Genomic DNA, 17087 nt, shown 5'->3' with positions numbered 1-17087 from the left:
TGAGTAGGGAGTAGGGAGTAGGGAGTAGCGATGTATCGCTTTTACAATTAGGCAAAAAGTCTAAGAAACTTCCCATACTTCCCACACTTCCTAGACTTCCCCTTCTTTTTTACAAATATGAGATGCACCCTATCTGATCAGTTTCCGAAACTGGGAGATTTGCCGTAACCATAGCCAACCTAACAGGCTGCCAATGGCATAATAAAGGAAATCCCACCATACAAAGGTAGTTCCTAAGAGGAATTTACCGATTAAGGAAGCACGAATCGGTGCTAATAGAGGGGTTTGCCAAAGTTGTAATAATTCTAGGGCACAGGTAGCGCTAAAAACTCCTAAGGTAATTCGGGTTATTGCTTGGCGATTGGGGATAATAAAAAATATTAATAAACACCAAAAAATTTCATACAAAATAGCACCAGAGTAGTCATGAACCCATTTTTCTCCAAGACCAGAGTAATACTTGGAAAGAATCCCTAATGGTGTAATAATCAATAGAGAAAGGATGATCAGCCAGCGTTGAGGAGTAATTTTTAATAGTTTAGTCATTAACGGATTAGACAAATGATTTGAGTGCTGAGGGCGTCAGTGGGTCAGTTGTGAGTTGCGGCAGGAAACAGGCAAGATGCCCGTTCCACGGCTGATGCCCGTACGTCAGTTATGAGTTGTGAGTAATGAGTTGTGAGTAATGCCAAATCCCTTACATCGATGGGGAAAACCAATAACTTTGCTGCTGTTATGGTTAGCTGTACAGTTAGTCATCAAGCAAAGGGTGATGGCGACACCGGCAGCAGTTGAAGTAGTTGAGAAACCGGAATCCTTTGGGGACAAGATTTGTCCTGCTGACTTAACTACAGCCATTGATGCCATAATCAGTCGTGCCGAATTTATGCGATCGCGTTGGGGGATTTTGATTCAACCCTTAGCCGACTCAGCTCCCCTCTACAGTCTTGAATCAGAACGTTTCTTTATTCCAGCATCCAATATCAAACTCTTTACCACAGCAGCAGCTTTACGTCAACTAGGTGAACAATACCGGATTCGCACACCGGTTTATGGTACTGGCACTAGCCCCTATTTGACGTCCTTACGGATTGTGGGACAAGCAGACCCAAGCTTAAGCAATACCCAGTTAACAGATGTGGCACAACAACTAAAGCGTCAAGGGGTGAGGTGGGTGCAACAGTTAATTGTAGAAGATGGCTATACTCCCTATGGTATTATCAATCCAACCTGGGAGTGGAGCGATAGTTATCTATACTATGGCGCTTCGGTTAATCGACTTATTCTCAATCAAAATACTGTTGGACTAACCCTATTTCCCCAACAGCCTGGTAAACCATTGCGCGTTAGTTGGAATGATGAGGTAGCGGCTAGACAGTGGCGTGTGGATAATCGTGCTGTTACGGGTAAGGCCGGAATACCATACTCAGTAGAAATAATGGGAGTTTTAGGTGAGCCGGTGTTAGTGATTAACGGTCAACTGGCAGCAGATGCTGGACCAGACTTCTGGGGGTTAGCAGTTCGCGACCCAGCCCATTATTTCCTGGAGTCTTTCCGCCGTATCCTCGAAGCTGAGGGAATTGCTGTGATCAAGGCATTGGTGAAAGACAGTTCAGCTGAGATGGTCAGATCATCAGATCAGGGGATGGGAAGAGAGGTTAATAATAGATTTCGTTCTAATGTTAATAATACAGAAATAACCAATAAACAAACAACCAGAGAGTTGGCAGCAGTGGAATCTCTTCCCTTAGCGCTATTGTTAAAGGAAATCAATCAGCACAGTAATAATTTGTATGCTGAGGCATTATTGCACCAACTGGAAACAGAGGTGGGGAGTGAGTCTAGGGCTAAGTTGGGTCTGGTAGCGGTTCAACAGAGTTTAACAGAGTTAGGGGTTGACCCAAAAAGCTATAGTCTGGCTGATGGGTCTGGGTTATCTCGCCATAATTTAGCTAGTCCGTTTGCGATCGCACAAACTCTGAGACTGATGGCACAAACCCCATTAGCTCAGGTTTATCGAGAATCCTTGGCTACGGCTGAGGTTAGTGGAACTTTACGCGATCGCTTTCGTGATACCGCAGCTGTTGGTAAGCTCCAGGCCAAGACTGGTACATTAAGTGGTGTCTCAGCCTTATCCGGCTATCTTGATATTCCTGACTATCAAACCTTGGTACTTAGTATTCTGGTAAATCAATCTGACCAATCTGTTACTACACTCTATCGTGCTATTGATGAAATTGTTCTATTATTGACTCGCTTGGGTTATTGCTAAGTGTTGAGTGTTGAGGGGTAGCAACGGTTGAAGATTTTTCGCAGCCCTTCCCTCCCTGCCCGCGCCCGGTTTTCCCACGCCCGCTGACTCTTAGCCCTACTCCCTATTCCCTATTCCCTATTCCCGCGCAACCCAGAACGAAAGTACTTCAGCCAATTGAGAAATGCTGTAATTATGAAACCCCTGGAAATTCCCCCAGACCCTACACCCAAGACCCTAAACCAGGGTTCAACCAAGTCTCCAATTCAAATCTGTATCACATTAGGAACTCGTCCCGAGGCAATTAAGTTAGCTCCGGTGATTCTTCAGTTCCAACGCTCTGGTAAATTTAAGACTCAGGTGGTGTTAACGGGTCAGCATCGGGAAATGGTAGACCAGGTAATGCAGATGTTTGACCTGAGGGCGGATCGGGATCTAGAAATTATGCAGCCCAAGCAAACTCTGACCGATATTACTTGTCTTAGTTTACGGGGGTTAGAGGAGTTATTTCAGGAATTGCAGCCCCAGTTGGTAGTTGTGCAGGGTGATACAACTACCGCCTTTGCTGCGGCCTTGGCAGCGTTTTACCAACGTATCCCCGTGGGTCATGTAGAGGCGGGATTGCGCACCAATGATTTGTTTAATCCCTATCCAGAGGAAGCGAATCGACGGCTGATTTCTCAAATTACTCAATTACATTTTGCCCCAACTCCCCTGGCAGTAGAGCATTTGCAGAGGTCTGGGGTGACTGGCGCAATTCATAAAACTGGGAATACGGTGATTGATGCCCTGTTGATGGTGGCTGAGCGGGAACCAGTGTGTGAGGTTCCGGGTTTAGATTGGGAAGGATACCGGACGATTTTAGCAACGGTACACCGTCGGGAAAATTGGGGGAAACCACTGGAGGATATAGCCCAGGGGTTCCTGCAGATTTTAGATAAGTTCCCAGATACAGCGTTATTGTTACCTCTCCATCGTAATCCTACGGTCAGGGAACCCCTAAGGGCAATGTTAGGTGACCATGAGCGGGTATTTTTAACAGAACCGCTGGATTATGTGGAATTAGTAGCAGCGATGCAACGGTGTTATTTAGTGATGACTGATTCTGGCGGATTGCAGGAGGAAGCACCAAGTTTGGGTAAACCAGTGCTGGTATTGCGTAAGACCACGGAACGACCGGAAGCGATCGCAGCTGGGACTGGTAAGTTGGTAGGAACCGACCCGGAACAGATGGTGGGGGCGGCAAGTTTGTTGTTGAGTGATTCAGTAGCTTATCAGGGGATGGCAAATGCCATTAATCCCTTTGGGGATGGTCGTGCAGGGGAGCGTATACTACAGATTGTGGAGGATTACTTTGGTTGTAATCCCCCAGTTATTGGGCAATAACCGGTTTGTCTGCATATTAGCTTCCCGGTTAGCCGAATTTTATATAGGTTTCCCGGTCAGGATGACAACCCAAGTAAGTCTATTCAAGTGAGTCTATTAAGGAGAGCGGAACATCAGAATTTTTTTTGCCCCCTAGCGCAAAGTAATAGAGCTTTTCGCCTTCGAGGGAGAACCGATGGCGATACCTTTTCAGATGATAGAGATCCAAAAATTCCGAGAAGATTAGTTTCCGAATGAGCTGTGAAAATCCAGAATTATCACTTGAATCAAGGAAGGTTTCTTTGATATTAAAGGAAACCCAGGCATTTTCGCTAATTATATTGAAGGCTTCCAAGAAAGCCTTTGCTGGTATGTCACCGAACCCAAGTGCTGCTACTGAAACCAGGCAGTTAGGTGACCAAGAATTGAGTTCATCACGATCTTTATCACTGAGATTGCAGAAATCCATCACATAGAATTCATCGTAGATTCCGGGCCGATCTCGCTCAGTGGCAGCCTGAGCTTCCGGAATAATATCAACTCCGATGAGCCGTGAGACTCCGTGTTGTTTGAGCTTTTCACCAACTATCCCGTTTCCTGCCCCAAGATCAAGTACCCTAAGCTCGTTGAGGCTCTGGTTCCCTTGAGAGACGGAAGACTGCAGGATATCCACTACAATTGACGGAGACTGGCACTTCAAACGCTCATATACAACCTGCTCGTATAATTCAGGAACTGCGAAGATCCGGTCATAGTCATGTAGACGGATCTTCTCCCTGGATTCTCCATTAACAAGGTAAAAATAGACTTGATCTTGGCCAAGCTCTCGAACATTTGTAGGTGGAAATTGGATTTTATGCTTGATTTTCACTTTCAATATTCCTTTTAGTTTGAACCCAGATAAAAACGAATTGTGAATGGTGGAGGTACCTAAAGGCCAATGTCAACAGCGCAATACCAACTCAGGGCTTACCCAAAGACTCTAGATAGATATAGAGTCTACTTAACATCATTTTCCGGACTTACTATGGGAGAATGCTAGTTATAAAAACTACCAAGATAGCTATACCCAGATTTTAGACTTCCCCATCCTAAACTAAAGGTCAATAGCGGGAGAGCCCACACTTTAGTTGGATCGCTAGGGAGACCACACAAAAATATTGTCCAAAATTGCCTAACAACAATAGTTTTGGACATACTAGGAAGGAATTTAACCTATTTAACCTAATAGGAGCCCCTATTGCTAATTACCTCAATTCATCCCTTCCAACAAAGTTTGTACCTTACCATCTGGGTGTAGCAGCACGCGAATTTTTGGCATCCCTTCCCCTTCTAAAGGGGAAACAAAGGCTTCACCGATCAGAGGTATGGGGGCGTTATCTATATAGGTTTTCGCTGCTTGGCCAAGGGGAATTATACGCCTAATTGTACCATTATTATTTAACCACAAACTATAGTTCAATGTTTTCTGTAGCCCTTCGGGAGGTTGCCAGCGCTCCTGGAAATATCGTCTGGCTTCTGCTACCTGAGAAATCTTATCCAACAGGGTATTTTGAGATATCGGATTCGCTACAGTAGGCTCAGATGGCTTTAAGGAATCAGAAACAGGGCTACTCGGGAGATTCAGTCCAGGCACAGCTTGATCGATAACAGGGCTACTCGGGAGATTCAGTCCAGGCACAGCTTGATCAATAATTTTAGAGGTAGAAGAACCTCTCTGGAGACTGGACACATTCTGTTGAGGAGCAGGGATGGCTTGAACCGCCACATTAGTAGTAGAAGACCTAGGAGAAGTAGAAGTAGAAGAAATCGAAGACTCGGCCTCAGGGATTACCACTGTTTTTTTGGAGATGGATAGACTTTCTCTAGAGGAATCCTGAATTCCTACCTCAGTAGGAGAGGGCGCTGGTTTAATAACTGGCAATTCTGACACAGTTTGTACTACAGCGATGGGACTCGGTGGAGTTGGTTTGGGTTGGGTATCTGCATCAGCAGCAGGTAAATTAGTTTTACTAGCCTCAGAAACAGGTTTGTCACCCTTACTAGCTCCAGAAGCAGGAGCAGCACTAACAGCAGAACTAGCAATAGGAGTACTAACAGAACTAGCAACAGGACTACTAACAGAACTACTAGTAGAACTAGTAGCACTCAGTTTGGGAGAGTCTGGTTTCCTAGCTGGAGGAGGAACAATCTTGAGGAGCGGACGTGAATTCGGGGGTGAGGCTATTGCTGGCGGAGTGCGTACTGGTGGTGGAGAGGGTGGCTTAACGGGAGGCGGTGGCGCAGTGCGTACTGGTAGAGAGGGTGGCTTAACGGGAGGCGGTGGGGGTAACTTGGTTCCTGGGGACAGACGGGGTGGCACCGACGGAGTTGGGATGGGAGTGCTCGGTGCTGGGGGGACTTGGGAGATGGCTCGCTTTTTCCCAGTCTTGGTGGAGTCTAATGCTGTTGTTTGTGATTCTGCTGTTGTTAGTGTTTTCGCTTGCTCAACAGACTGAGGTTTCTCAAGCAACTTAATCACTGCTGCTGTTACACCCACTGCCAACACCATCGATGCTGCTGTACGCATCCAAGCGGATGATTCTGGTTTCCAACTGGACTGATTGAGTTTTGGTAGGGATACTACTTCAGCCGCATATTCATCCAAAGCGGTGGCTAGATCAAACAGCTGTGTAGCACTTAAATCTACTACTGACCCAGATTCCTGATTAGCCAGCTTACCCAGAAACAGGCTATGACTCAGTAACCCTTTCGATTGCAGATGGATTTGCTGAGTTGGAACTGCTGTGCCATTGTCTTCCTGAGGGGTTGGAAGAGTTAGCAGAGTTAAGGGAGTAACCTCAGCCGATCGCGTAGCGTGGCCTACGGCCTTAGAGTTTCCAGAGGCAACCAGTTGGTTTGGGGACGGCTCAAGGAAGTGCTGAACATAGCCATCTACCGCTTCATACAACACATCTAAATCTTCTGCGTTGCCTCGTAACGTTACCTGTTGTTCTTCTGGCTTGCGGGGGTCATCAAAACGCAACTCAAACCGCAACTTCTTCACCACAGATTGTCCCACCCAGCGGGATAAGGGTGAGCGGTTTGCCCGAATTGATAGGGTACAGGTAGGAGGAGTGTAACGTCGCAGGACTATGTTAGTCATTGGTGATTATTGATTAGTCATTTGTTAATTGTTAATTGTTAATTGTTATTCGTTAATGGTTAATGGTTAATGTCTATAGCATTTCCCAAGAAATCATAAAACCCAATACTGATTTATCATAACACCAAAAAATCCTCTGCTCTCTTTCCTAATGTTCCCTGTTTACTGCCCCCCTTATTAAGGGCAGTAGGGGGGATTACTGTTCCATTATTTAATCAATTAACTTTTCCCATTTCAACTGACAATGCTATAGCGTTTATCATAACTATGAGGTACACAGGATTTTTAAACATTTACCAATTTAATAATCCCTACTCCCGCACTATCAATAATTTTGTACCTCAGCCAGTTAATAAATGCTATAGATTTTTATCTATACAATCCTTAAGAAACTTTACCTAATAAGGCTAACCATAAACGCTGATGACCTTTGGAGCCACTATAGAAGAGTAAATTGATTAATAGTTTAAGAGCTAGTTGCTTTAGCCGATCAGTTGATACATTTTCTTCTTGGGCCATCCGCTCTCGATAAGTGTTGTTAAAGTTATCTAAGTAATCTCCCAATAAAGCAGCACGATGAGGTTCACTGTTCTGTTGTGTCATTTGTTCGAGTAAAGCCACCGCACGACGGATTAGTTCTTGATGGCCTTTAGCCAAGTGACAGATGATTAAAACTAGCGATCGCGCTTCCTCCACATCCAGCTTTTTCCGTCCTCCTGAACTTTTGCGCAGGGGATTGGACTGACGCAGACGCCACAATGCTACTCGGTCTGTGATCATTGACTCTAAATTTAATTCAGCAGCAGCTTGCAGCATCTCCTCTGAACCAATACCTGCTAGAGCTTCTAGACTAAGCAAGACTAAATCTAGCTGGGTTTTGATATTATCGAGATCGATTGAGTCTGCGGCTTGACTCAGAGGCAAATCCTCCCAAGCAGGAGGTGATTTTGGCATCTTGACAGTGGAAACCATAATTTTATTTTAGCTTACGGCAAAAGAAGCCCCACATCGCCTTATTAATGCGCAGCATAAGTGTGGGATGAATTTTGCACAGGGTATGCATGGAATTGCTATAATATAATTTACTGATAAACAAAGCCGAACTCGCCCCGCGTGGCCAAAGGCGTTAAATGCTGGTTTGTCAGCACAACAGTCTTAAAACAAAGACCAGGAAAACAGAGCGGCAGCGATGCCTCAGGTGCGACCCGTGGCGAATTTAATTACGGGTCAAGCGCACCTAAGGGGTCTTGGGGAGCCAGTGCCGCCAAAGGGGGTTCCCCCACTCGCGCTTTGCCTCAAGAGAGGGCAGTCCGTTCTTAAAGCCCAGCGCCTCCTAAGCAAATCCGGTTTACCCGTCGCTGTTACAGGTTTGGAAACAGGACGACCAAAGATTAAGGTATGTTTCCTGCTGGTAAAGCTTTGGTTTAAAGTTAGAAGGTTGAAGGTTAGAAGGTTGTCTGGTTGAAGGTTAGAAGGTTGTCTGGTTGTCTGGTTGAATGTTCAAAAATGCATTATAACCTGCTAACCTGCTAACCTGCTAACCTGCTAACCTGCTAACCTGCTAACCTGCTAACCTGTTAACCCGCTAACCTGCTAACCTGTTAAGCCGCTAACCTTTTAACCTGCTAACCTGCGACCTTATTTAAGGTAAGCAACGGTAACACCAGTCCCACCCTCAGATTGTTCGGCTAGCTTAAAACGCTCCACTAGAGGGTGCTGTTCCAAGAAAGCGTGGACACCTTGTCTTAATCGACCAGTTCCTTTGCCATGAATAATCCAGAGTACTCCAAACTCTATCGCCTTAGATATTGCTTGGTCGATGTCAATCTCTGCATTAGCTACCCGACTTCCTCGAATATCAATGGTATTTTTCGAGGTGCGCACAGCCGTAGCTGGCCGCGAGACTGGGGTTGGGGCTGGAGCTGGTTTTGATGGTGTTTTTACCACATTTTCCGGCTTTTGTCCATCCAAGGATTCCACATCAGCTAGGGCAACGGTCATTTTCATTAAGCCAAAGCGTACCGTTAGTTCCCCATTATCTGCGGTACTTAGTATCTCGGCTGTCTGATTCAATCGGGGAATGCGAATGCGATCGCCTACTTTGGGGCGGAATCCTGGTTTTGGTTTAGGAGGGGGTGCGGCTGGGATTTGACGCTCGGCAATCTCCTTAAGAGCGTTTGTGGCTTTTTGGGCATTTTGAGCGGTTTGGGAGCCTTGTTGCAACTGCCGAATCACTTGGGCAATTTCTTTCTTAGCTTGTGCGATCGCATCTTGCACAGACCGTTCCTGAGAAAGCTTCAATTCCCGTTCCCGGTCCTGCAAAAGTTTTGCCCGTTCAGAAAGTTCCTGATGGAGAGATTCAGCTTGTTGCAGTAACTGATTGGCCTGTTGGGCTTTAGTTTCCTGAGTGCGCCGTTGAGCTTCTAAACCGGCAATTACCTCATTCACATCTTCCGAAGCTCCCCCCAAAAGGGTTTGAGCCTGATCCACCACCGATGGGTTTAACCCTAAGCGCCTAGCAATGCTCAAGGCATTGGAGCGACCAGGAATACCCCACAATAGACGGTAAGTCGGTGAGAGGGTTTGGTCATCAAACTCCACCGAGGCATTCTCAAACCGCTCGTCTTGATATTTTAGTGCTTTGAGTTCCCCATAATGGGTAGTCGCAATGGTTAATTGTGTTGTGTTTGCCAGGTATTTCAGTAATGCGATAGCTAATGCACTACCTTCTGCCGGGTCAGTCCCTGCTCCCACTTCATCTAATAGTACGAGTGACGAATTAGGAGTTGAAGGTTGTTGGATGTTGTCTGGTTGGATGTTATCTGGTTGAATGTTGTCTGGAAAACTTTCAACCAGATAACCTTCAACCTGTAACTCTTGAGAACCTTGGCCTTTCGGCCACGCTTCGCGAACAACCTTCAACCTGTCAACCTGTAACTCTTCTTTTGGGGTAGTTATCGCCTCAATAATCCGACTAATTCGGCGAATGTGACCCGAGAAAGTGGATAAACTCTGTTCTATAGACTGCTCATCCCCAATATCTGCCAGAATTTGCTCAAACCAAGGAAGTTCTACTGGTTCCCTTGCTGGCACAAATAAACCAGCTTTTGCCATCAGTGCCGCTAAACCAAAGGTTTTCAAGGTAACGGTTTTACCGCCAGTATTCGGACCGGTAATAGCAACTACCCGAATGTAGGACTGAATCTGGACATCAATGGGAACAACTGATGTGCCTTGTTCATGTTTTTGCTGCCATACCAGTAGAGGATGGCGTAGTTGCCGTAGAGTAATGCTTTCATTCTGATTGCGGTCAATAAATCTGGGGGGATTGGCTTCTAACCACAGACTATATCTTGCCTTAGCGGTAGCTAAATCTAGGGTAGTTGCTACAACCAGCAACCGTTCCAAGTCTGGCTTAACTGCTGCTACTTGTTCGGTCAACGCACGACGTACTGCTTCCGCTTCCACTTGTTCTTGCCGCCGCTGGGTCCGAAGTTGATTGCCTAAGCTAACAATAGCCTTCGGTTCTACGTATAGGGTGGCACCGGTGCTAGAGGTATCCTGAACAATACCAGGAATAGCATCTTTCTGGGGAGCTTTAACCGGGAGTACAAACCGATCACCCCGTTGAGTAATTAACTGTTGTTGTAATGCCCCCCCTTTACGCTGGACAATCCCCTGGAGGATTTCATAAATTCGGTCTCGTAATGATTTCATCTGAGTCCGAATCCCTGCCAGCTTCGGGGTTGCCCGGTCAGCTACATCGCCCCGCTCATCGATACAACGGTGAATTTCTTGTTCAAGTTCTGGGTAAGTGCGGCTGTCAGCCACCAGTTCCTTCAGAATTGGTACATCTTCTTGGTCTTCAATAAACCGCCGTAGACGCCTCACACCAGCTAAGGTTGTTGCGATCGCTAATAGTTCCTCACCAGACAAAATGCCTTGGAGCTCTGAGCGATCCAGAGATTCACCAATATCTTGGATGCCGTCAAAGGTTAGTCCTGTGTCTAAACTAGTTTCCAGTTGATAGGCTTCTTTAGTCTGGGCTAGCAGGTCTAGGCTTTCCCGTTGAGTTGCTGGGGGGTGGAGATAACGAGCCGCAAAGGCTCCCAGCTTAGTAGCCGCAAACGTAGCCAGGTGTTGGCACAGGCGGGACCATTCCAGTAGTTCTAAGGTTTCAGATTGAATCAAGGCTCAGAGACAAACGCATACCTCAATTGTATTATCTTATAATTCGGTTAGGAGTGGGAAAGTTTAGATTGATCAAATTACCAATAACGTGAGTATTCAGCACTCAGCACTCAGCACTCAGCTTATTTTATTCAAAAGCTGTCTCGTTCCCGTAGCTTGGCCTACAGCTAATGGCTGATAGCTAATGGCTGATAGCACCTCAAGCAGCGTGTTCATAGGCTGATAACTGATAGCTGATAGCTGATGACTGATAGTTGATAGCTGATCGCTTACCTAATTACCAATTGCCCTCTGATGAAAAAGACACAAAAACCCCAAATTGGGATATGCTGGAATAAGTTGATGTATGCCCTGCCAGATTTATCCTAAATTCTCCTTCTTCAGATGGTTTAATCGTATGGTAGGGCTTCCCTAAGGTTTTTATATCCAGTAAGAGTACTGTAACTTACGTACTAAGCCCTGAGTGGAGCCATTGATTTTATCCACTTCACCCGATTATCTCATCATTCCAGCATTATTAAAAACTACTTGTCGGATAACGGTCTGCTGGTGGTATCCGGTAACGTAGGAGTAGGTTTGTACGGCAGAGGAATATACTGTACCGATGGACGTCCACCTTGAGGTTGGGGGTACAAATCCATTAGTTTATAGATAGCTTTAGGTAGACCAACCGTGACAGGTAGACCTAGTTCAGAGGCTTCCTCGACAGTAATCGGACAGTCATGGGTAATTTGACCAGTGGTAAGAAAGTCAATAATTCTATCGATGTGTTCTGGGTCAATCTTCTGCTTAGGGATATCGTCTAGCAGTAGCGTTCGCACGAAACGTTGCACCTGCTTAATGGCTTTGCCTGCCAAATCGGCCATCATCAAGGTTTGGTCCTCAATACTCTCAAGGGGCTTTTGCTCCACAACTCTGAGAATGCTAGCAGCAGCTGTATTCCCTAGTTGAGGGTCAACTGGTCCAAGCACAGCATTGGCATCCATCACAATTTCATCAGAGGCTAGGGCTAACATAGTACCACCACTCATGGCATAGTGAGGTACAAAGACAGTAACTTTAGAAGGATGACGAATTAAAGCTCTAGCAATTTGTTCTGTAGCCAGCACCAATCCCCCAGGAGTATGTAAAATAAGATCAATAGGGACATCTGGTGGAGTTAGACGGATTGCCCTGAGCACTTGTTCAGAATCTTCAATAGATATGTAGCGGGAAACAGGGATGCCAAACAAGCTAATAGACTCTTGTCGGTGAATCAGTAAAATTAACCGACTTTTGCGGTTCTCCTCGAATTCTTGCAAAGCTCGAAAACGTCTATATTGCATCTGGCGACGTTGCCACAAGGGCTGCAACGAGGAGATGATCAGGAAAATCCAGAACAGATCAAAAAAGTTAAAGCTAAAGTTCATCGCTTACTTACAGGTATCTAGTAGTTGTACCCTTTAGTTTTCCCCTGGTTAGGATGGTTTATTGCTAATTTTTAGTTTTTTTGGCTTAGTTTTGTGGGCTCATGCCTTGCTAGAGAAACCCAGACTGTTTTTAAGTAAGGATTCAGCCGTCAGCCGTCAGCCGTCAGCCAAGGCCAAAGGCCACGCTACTTGAGGTGCTGACTTAACAGAGATTAAACCAATGCTTACTTATTTTATTCAAAAGCTGAGAGTTGATAGCTGATACGCGACACGCTGATAGCTGATAGCTTACGTTTTTAAGTCTTCAGCAAGTACTGATAATATTGTGTCCTATCACCTGTAGTTTAAGCAACGCCAAAAATCCATAATGTTAACTTAAGTTAATTTTTGTAACAAAACGCCCATCTCAGCCATAAAAGTTAAGGGTTAACCCTGATTAGTATTTAGTGACTCAATCGAGAGTATATGCCCTTACTAATCAGTTTGGTGATTGCTGCAGTAGCTACTTACCTTTCTGTGAACACTACAGAAGAAATCTTGAAAGTGGCATCATTATTAATAGTGATAATTTGCCTGTTCCTAAGCTTTGTTTTTGCCCCACTACTAATTAAAGTGTTGATTGTCGGAGTTTTCCTAGTAATTCCTAAAATTCCCAGGAAATCTTAAGTCTTGTGGCTGAATGCTTAAACCCACATTCCCCAGGTTGGAGAGGAAGTCAAGCCACTAAGATACAACAAGGACTACCAGAGTTGTAGTCCATTTCTAATGACTACCTTTAGAAATCAGCTCTAAGAGATTAGAAAAATCCCTACGATTTATTGTAGGGATTTGTGGATGATTTCTATTGATTTATTGGTTGTTTCTAGATTGCTGAATCAGGTCATCTAAAATAGTTCCGATTCGCTCATTAGAAGTACTAGTAGTACCTTGATACTCAGTTAGTTATAATTCGGTCTGTACTTGTCTAGATCCCAAAAAATCTCAGTTACCCACTAATAGTCAAAATTTTCACCAGGCAAAGCAGGAGTGGTTGTTGGAGGTCGCCGAAACTGGGTTGCCTGTTCGTAAGCATAAGCGAATCCCAGTAAGGTAGGCTCACTGTAAGGCTTACCAAAGAAAGTCAGTCCTAGGGGTAATCCCTGCTCAGTAAAGCCCATTGCCACAGAAATGCCGGGAAAACCAGAAACATTGGCTAAGTACCCTGGTATGTAGGGGTCACTTGAGGCACATTGATAGGTTGGATCCTCGACATTATAGAGCGGACCCGCAGGACAAGTCATGGTGGGCCAAATAATCGCGTCGAGATTTTGGGCACTCATAATCGATAAAATCTCCTGGCGAACCCTAGGAAACTCGAAATGGAGAATATAAAGATATTCGGGATCAGCCAGTTCTGGATGCTTTAGAGACTCTCCAAACCCTCCGACGCGACCGGGATTGAGAGCCTGTTCTGAATTGACTAATGGGTTAGATAAGCTCATCGAATACATTTCCCTCAGGGTGTCAGGGAATGGAAGCTGGAGGTTTTTGAGGTAACTATCGATCTGGGGTTCAAACTCAGCCTCTGTTACCTCTTCCATGAAAGGCCAGAGGTTTTCCAATTTGGGAGAGAAATCCACCGACTCAACTGTTGCACCTAATTCCCTCAGCTTAGCAATTGCGGCATCAGTTGCAGCATCTACCTCAGGGTTCCCACCCCGAAAATCAATCGCTACCCCAATTCTTGCCCCTTTTAGGGCTTTTTTATTGAGAAACTGCGTGTAGTCCTTATATGTTTTCCCTTCACTTTCCAGGGTACGGTAATCATTGGGATCAACCCCTGCCATTACACCCAAAGCGATCGCTGCATCTGTCACGGTTCGAGCCATAGGGCCTGCACTATCAAAGGAGAGGGTTAGGGGGATAATACCATCCCGACTCACCAGTCCCTGAGTGGGTTTGATACCGACAAGACCTGCTACTGCTGCAGGGCCACGAATTGAGCCTGAAGTATCGCTTCCGGTGGCTAAAACAGCAAAATTTGCCGCAATTACAGCCCCACTGCCTCCACTCGAGCCCGAAGGATCACGAGTTAATTTGTAGGGATTGCGTGTCAGTCCCCCAAGGGAACTGTAACCTAGCCTACCATAGGATTCAGCAAATTCACTCATGTTTGCTTTACCAAGAATAATGGCTCCTGCCTCTCGCAACTTTTTAACAGTAAAAGCATCATCGGGGGGTAAGGAACCTTCCAGCAGCACCGATCCTCCTGTTGTGGGTAAATCGGTAGTGTCATAGTTATCTTTCAGAATGATGGGGATGCCATGTAAAGGACTTCGCGGTCCTTTCTGCTGGCGTTCTTGGTCTAACGCCCTTGCTTCTTTAAGGGCATTGTTATTGATAGAAATTAGCCCATTAATTTTCGGCCCCTGATCGTCATAGGCTTCAATACGATTGAGATAAAGTTGCACTAATTGTTCGGAAGTGAGTGCATTCTTCTCAAAAGCTTGGTTAATCTCTGCGATTGTTGCTTCCCTGAGACGAAAGGTCTCAGCGACTACCTCTGAGGGAAAACTACTCAGAGCGAACATGAAAAGATAAGTCAGCCCTTGTTTAGCTATTTGCCACCAGGTCAGTTTTTGTTTCATATCTAAATTGAAATTGCCGCATCAAGAATCTTACTGATTGAACTAAGAGGATGTTTGAAAAGTGATCAGAGGTCAAACTTTAGGCCAAGCGGCGACCCATGATCCGTATCATTGCCAGATAAATGAATGTCTCTGATGTTTCAGCCCATAACTCATAAGTCTCTGACCAATCGACGGCATCCCATCAGCCAAGCAAAAGTGCGCTCGACTACCCAACGCTTTTTAAGCAGGACGAAGCCTTTGGTCTGTTGGGGTCGAAGTACGAATTGTACCATCCAACCGCAGAAATCCATGACCCACATGATCAAAGGCTGACAACTATTGCCTCCATCAACCCAAATCAGATACAACCGCGAGACCGCCTTGCCCATCTGTTTGACTTTGTCGAGCACTCGTTGACCCCCAAATCGTTCCGTCCTATAGCAGTCGAAGCAAAGCATAGGACATACTAGTAATCAAGTCAAGCTTTATTAATTAATTAATAAAAAAACCGTTCCTTACAGTTACGATTTAAGAACAAAAGTCATGAGAGCTATTGACGATGGCATGGGAAAAACTCAAGCTAGTCGTCTCTTGAAAATTACCCAAAATACACTTAATGTCTGGTAAAAAATATTAAAAAAAGCAAATTTTAGGCAATAATATGGTTATTAATAGATAACCTAAAAAAGGATAAATTGAGTTAATTTATGTTTTTCAATACTCCCTAAAATATAAAAAAAATATATATCAAACCTAAGGATATAGTTTATAGAATAAAAATAACTTACGGTTATAGAGAAAAGGATGATTGAACCTCCCCACTAATCACGAGGGATGGGGATTCCCCGGCACAACAACTATGTTGCTGTTATCTCCAAGGGCGTAACTTTCCCCCGCACCGGAGGTAGCTGGGTTTAAAGTTACCGTAAGATAGTGGAGCCTTTATAGTTTGCAGGCTATGAGTAAAAGGGTTAAAAATTTGTAATTAAGGCTCCACTATCTAAGGTTTCGTCTCTAGGGTCAATACCCAGTTTTTTTAGACCCCGCATTCTGATATTTATTGACCCATTAATATCGGCATCATCATAGTGGCCACAGTTGGTACAAACAAACTTTTCCTTTTTTCTGTTGGCTTTACTTATGTGATGACATTTTGGGCATTCAACAGACGTATGCCTGGGATTTATCTTTACTACTGGTATGCCTGACTTTGCAGCCACGACCTCTACCTTTTTGACTAGTTCTCCCCAGGCTGCATTAGATATTGAGCGATTTAAACCTCTTTTAGCGGATTGTCCGTTACGGTCATATCCGCCATTTTCGTTCTTGTTGGGTTTACACCGAGACTTCATTGCCTTGATGTTCAGATCCTCGAAAACTAGGGCATCTGTTCCATTAACTAATTGATTGGCAACATTCCATTGATACGCAGTACGTTTGTTTGTAATCCGCTCATGAAGTGAAGCTACCTTAGAGTAAGACTTTCCTCTATTTTTAGATCCTTTCCTTTTTCGGCTAGCCGCTTTTTGTCTGAGTTTTAGTCGCCTTTCTCTACGCCTAAAAGATTTTTGTTTGGCTGGATTCGCTATTGTCTTCCCATTAGATATACTGATTAATTTATTGATACCTAGATCACAACCTTTAACTTTTAAAGGATCAATCTCATACTTGTCTTTTGTAAGGATTGCCGGAACTGACTTGTCTTCGATCTGAAGACTGACAAACCATCCCCGAGCTTTCCTACGAACAGTCACAGATTTTAGAGTGAATCCTTCAGGAATAGGGCGAGAGTTGTAAAAGCCCATCCAGCCAATTCCTGGAAGGTATATTCTGTCACCGTTTAATTTAACTTGACCAGGTGCATATTTAAAACTTCTAAACCGCGACCTTCTCTTAGGTTTTGGGTATCCAGTTTCTCATGCAAAAAAACTTAGAGAAAGCAACATCTAACTGCCTCAGAGTTTGCTGTAAAACAGTTGAATGGATTACCTGTTACGGTCGATGCCTGGTATTATCCAGGGCACCTCCGCTTCAGAACCGTGCGTGAAGTTTTCACCTCACACGGCTCCTGAGTATCTTTTTGGCTCCAGTGTAATTGCTGGTGACAACTTTGGTGA

At 44.9% G+C, this 17087-nt stretch carries 11 protein-coding genes and 3 pseudogenes; 5 read left to right on the top strand and 9 right to left on the bottom strand.

Features of this window, described 5'->3' with window-relative positions; all coding sequences use genetic code 11:
- Window positions 1–129: 129 nt before the first annotated feature.
- Window positions 130–546 (bottom strand): DUF2809 domain-containing protein, encoded by a 417-nt coding sequence (locus tag F6J99_RS26625; protein ID WP_293116904.1) that lies wholly within the window; start codon window positions 544–546, stop codon window positions 130–132.
- A 139-nt stretch (window positions 547–685) separates the two neighbouring features.
- On the opposite strand from F6J99_RS26625, the gene dacB reads away from it, so the two are divergent.
- Both dacB and wecB read left to right on the top strand, forming a co-directional pair.
- Window positions 686–2272 carry a D-alanyl-D-alanine carboxypeptidase/D-alanyl-D-alanine-endopeptidase gene (gene dacB / locus F6J99_RS26620; protein ID WP_293116902.1) on the top strand — a complete coding sequence of 529 codons (1587 nt, stop codon included), beginning with the start codon at window positions 686–688 and terminating at the stop codon, window positions 2270–2272.
- A gap of 174 nt (window positions 2273–2446) precedes the next feature.
- Window positions 2447–3637 (top strand): UDP-N-acetylglucosamine 2-epimerase (non-hydrolyzing), encoded by a 1191-nt coding sequence (gene wecB / locus F6J99_RS26615; RefSeq protein WP_293116899.1) that lies wholly within the window; start codon window positions 2447–2449, stop codon window positions 3635–3637.
- 79 nt (window positions 3638–3716) lie between these two features.
- Here the strand turns inward: wecB and F6J99_RS26610 are convergent, their stop codons facing one another.
- Window positions 3717–4487: a class I SAM-dependent methyltransferase gene (locus F6J99_RS26610; protein WP_293116897.1), complete on the bottom strand. Its 771-nt coding sequence runs from the start codon at window positions 4485–4487 to the stop codon at window positions 3717–3719.
- 381 nt (window positions 4488–4868) lie between these two features.
- Window positions 4869–6761, bottom strand: a complete 1893-nt coding sequence (locus F6J99_RS26605; protein WP_293116894.1) for a DUF4335 domain-containing protein — start codon at window positions 6759–6761, stop codon at window positions 4869–4871.
- A 267-nt stretch (window positions 6762–7028) separates the two neighbouring features.
- Here F6J99_RS26605 and F6J99_RS26600 point away from each other — a divergent pair, with 267 nt between their 5' ends.
- Complete coding sequence (locus F6J99_RS26600) at window positions 7029–7163, top strand: hypothetical protein (RefSeq protein ID WP_293116891.1); 135 nt, start codon at window positions 7029–7031, stop codon at window positions 7161–7163.
- Here the strand turns inward: F6J99_RS26600 and F6J99_RS26595 are convergent.
- From F6J99_RS26595 to F6J99_RS26585, 3 genes are all read right to left on the bottom strand, one after another.
- On the bottom strand, window positions 7146–7733 hold the full coding sequence (locus tag F6J99_RS26595; protein WP_070391018.1) for a DUF3038 domain-containing protein: 588 nt from the start codon (window positions 7731–7733) through the stop codon (window positions 7146–7148). The two genes, F6J99_RS26600 and F6J99_RS26595, sit on opposite strands and share 18 nt — an antisense overlap.
- 666 nt (window positions 7734–8399) lie before the next feature.
- Window positions 8400–10952 carry an endonuclease MutS2 gene (locus F6J99_RS26590; RefSeq protein ID WP_293116889.1) on the bottom strand — a complete coding sequence of 851 codons (2553 nt, stop codon included), beginning with the start codon at window positions 10950–10952 and terminating at the stop codon, window positions 8400–8402.
- Between the two features lie 524 nt (window positions 10953–11476).
- Window positions 11477–12361, bottom strand: a complete 885-nt coding sequence (locus tag F6J99_RS26585) for a hypothetical protein (RefSeq protein WP_293116886.1) — start codon at window positions 12359–12361, stop codon at window positions 11477–11479.
- Window positions 12362–12422: 61 nt separating this feature from the next.
- Between F6J99_RS26585 and F6J99_RS26580 the strand changes: the two genes are divergently transcribed.
- Window positions 12423–12554 carry a hypothetical protein gene (locus F6J99_RS26580; RefSeq protein ID WP_293116883.1) on the top strand — a complete coding sequence of 44 codons (132 nt, stop codon included), beginning with the start codon at window positions 12423–12425 and terminating at the stop codon, window positions 12552–12554.
- A 799-nt stretch (window positions 12555–13353) separates the two neighbouring features.
- On the opposite strand, the gene F6J99_RS26575 is transcribed toward F6J99_RS26580, so the two are convergent.
- Together F6J99_RS26575 and F6J99_RS26570 are read right to left on the bottom strand one after the other, a co-directional pair.
- Window positions 13354–14988 (bottom strand): amidase family protein, encoded by a 1635-nt coding sequence (locus tag F6J99_RS26575; RefSeq protein ID WP_293116880.1) that lies wholly within the window; start codon window positions 14986–14988, stop codon window positions 13354–13356.
- Between the two features lie 79 nt (window positions 14989–15067).
- Window positions 15068–15401: pseudogene (locus F6J99_RS26570) on the bottom strand (transposase); the annotation flags it as partial.
- Window positions 15402–15465: 64 nt separating this feature from the next.
- Between F6J99_RS26570 and F6J99_RS26565 the strand changes: the two are divergent.
- Window positions 15466–15594 (top strand): annotated as a pseudogene (locus F6J99_RS26565) (IS630 transposase-related protein); the annotation flags it as partial.
- Between the two features lie 347 nt (window positions 15595–15941).
- On the opposite strand, the pseudogene F6J99_RS26560 reads toward F6J99_RS26565, so the two are convergent.
- Window positions 15942–16820: pseudogene (locus F6J99_RS26560) on the bottom strand (transposase); the annotation flags it as partial.
- Window positions 16821–17087 lie beyond the last annotated feature (267 nt).

The organism is Moorena sp. SIO4G3, from assembly GCF_010692305.1.
Lineage (GTDB): Bacteria > Cyanobacteriota > Cyanobacteriia > Cyanobacteriales > Coleofasciculaceae > Moorena > Moorena producens_A.
Note: the sequence above shows the minus strand (reverse complement) of the source record. Positions and strands in the feature narration are given on the sequence as shown.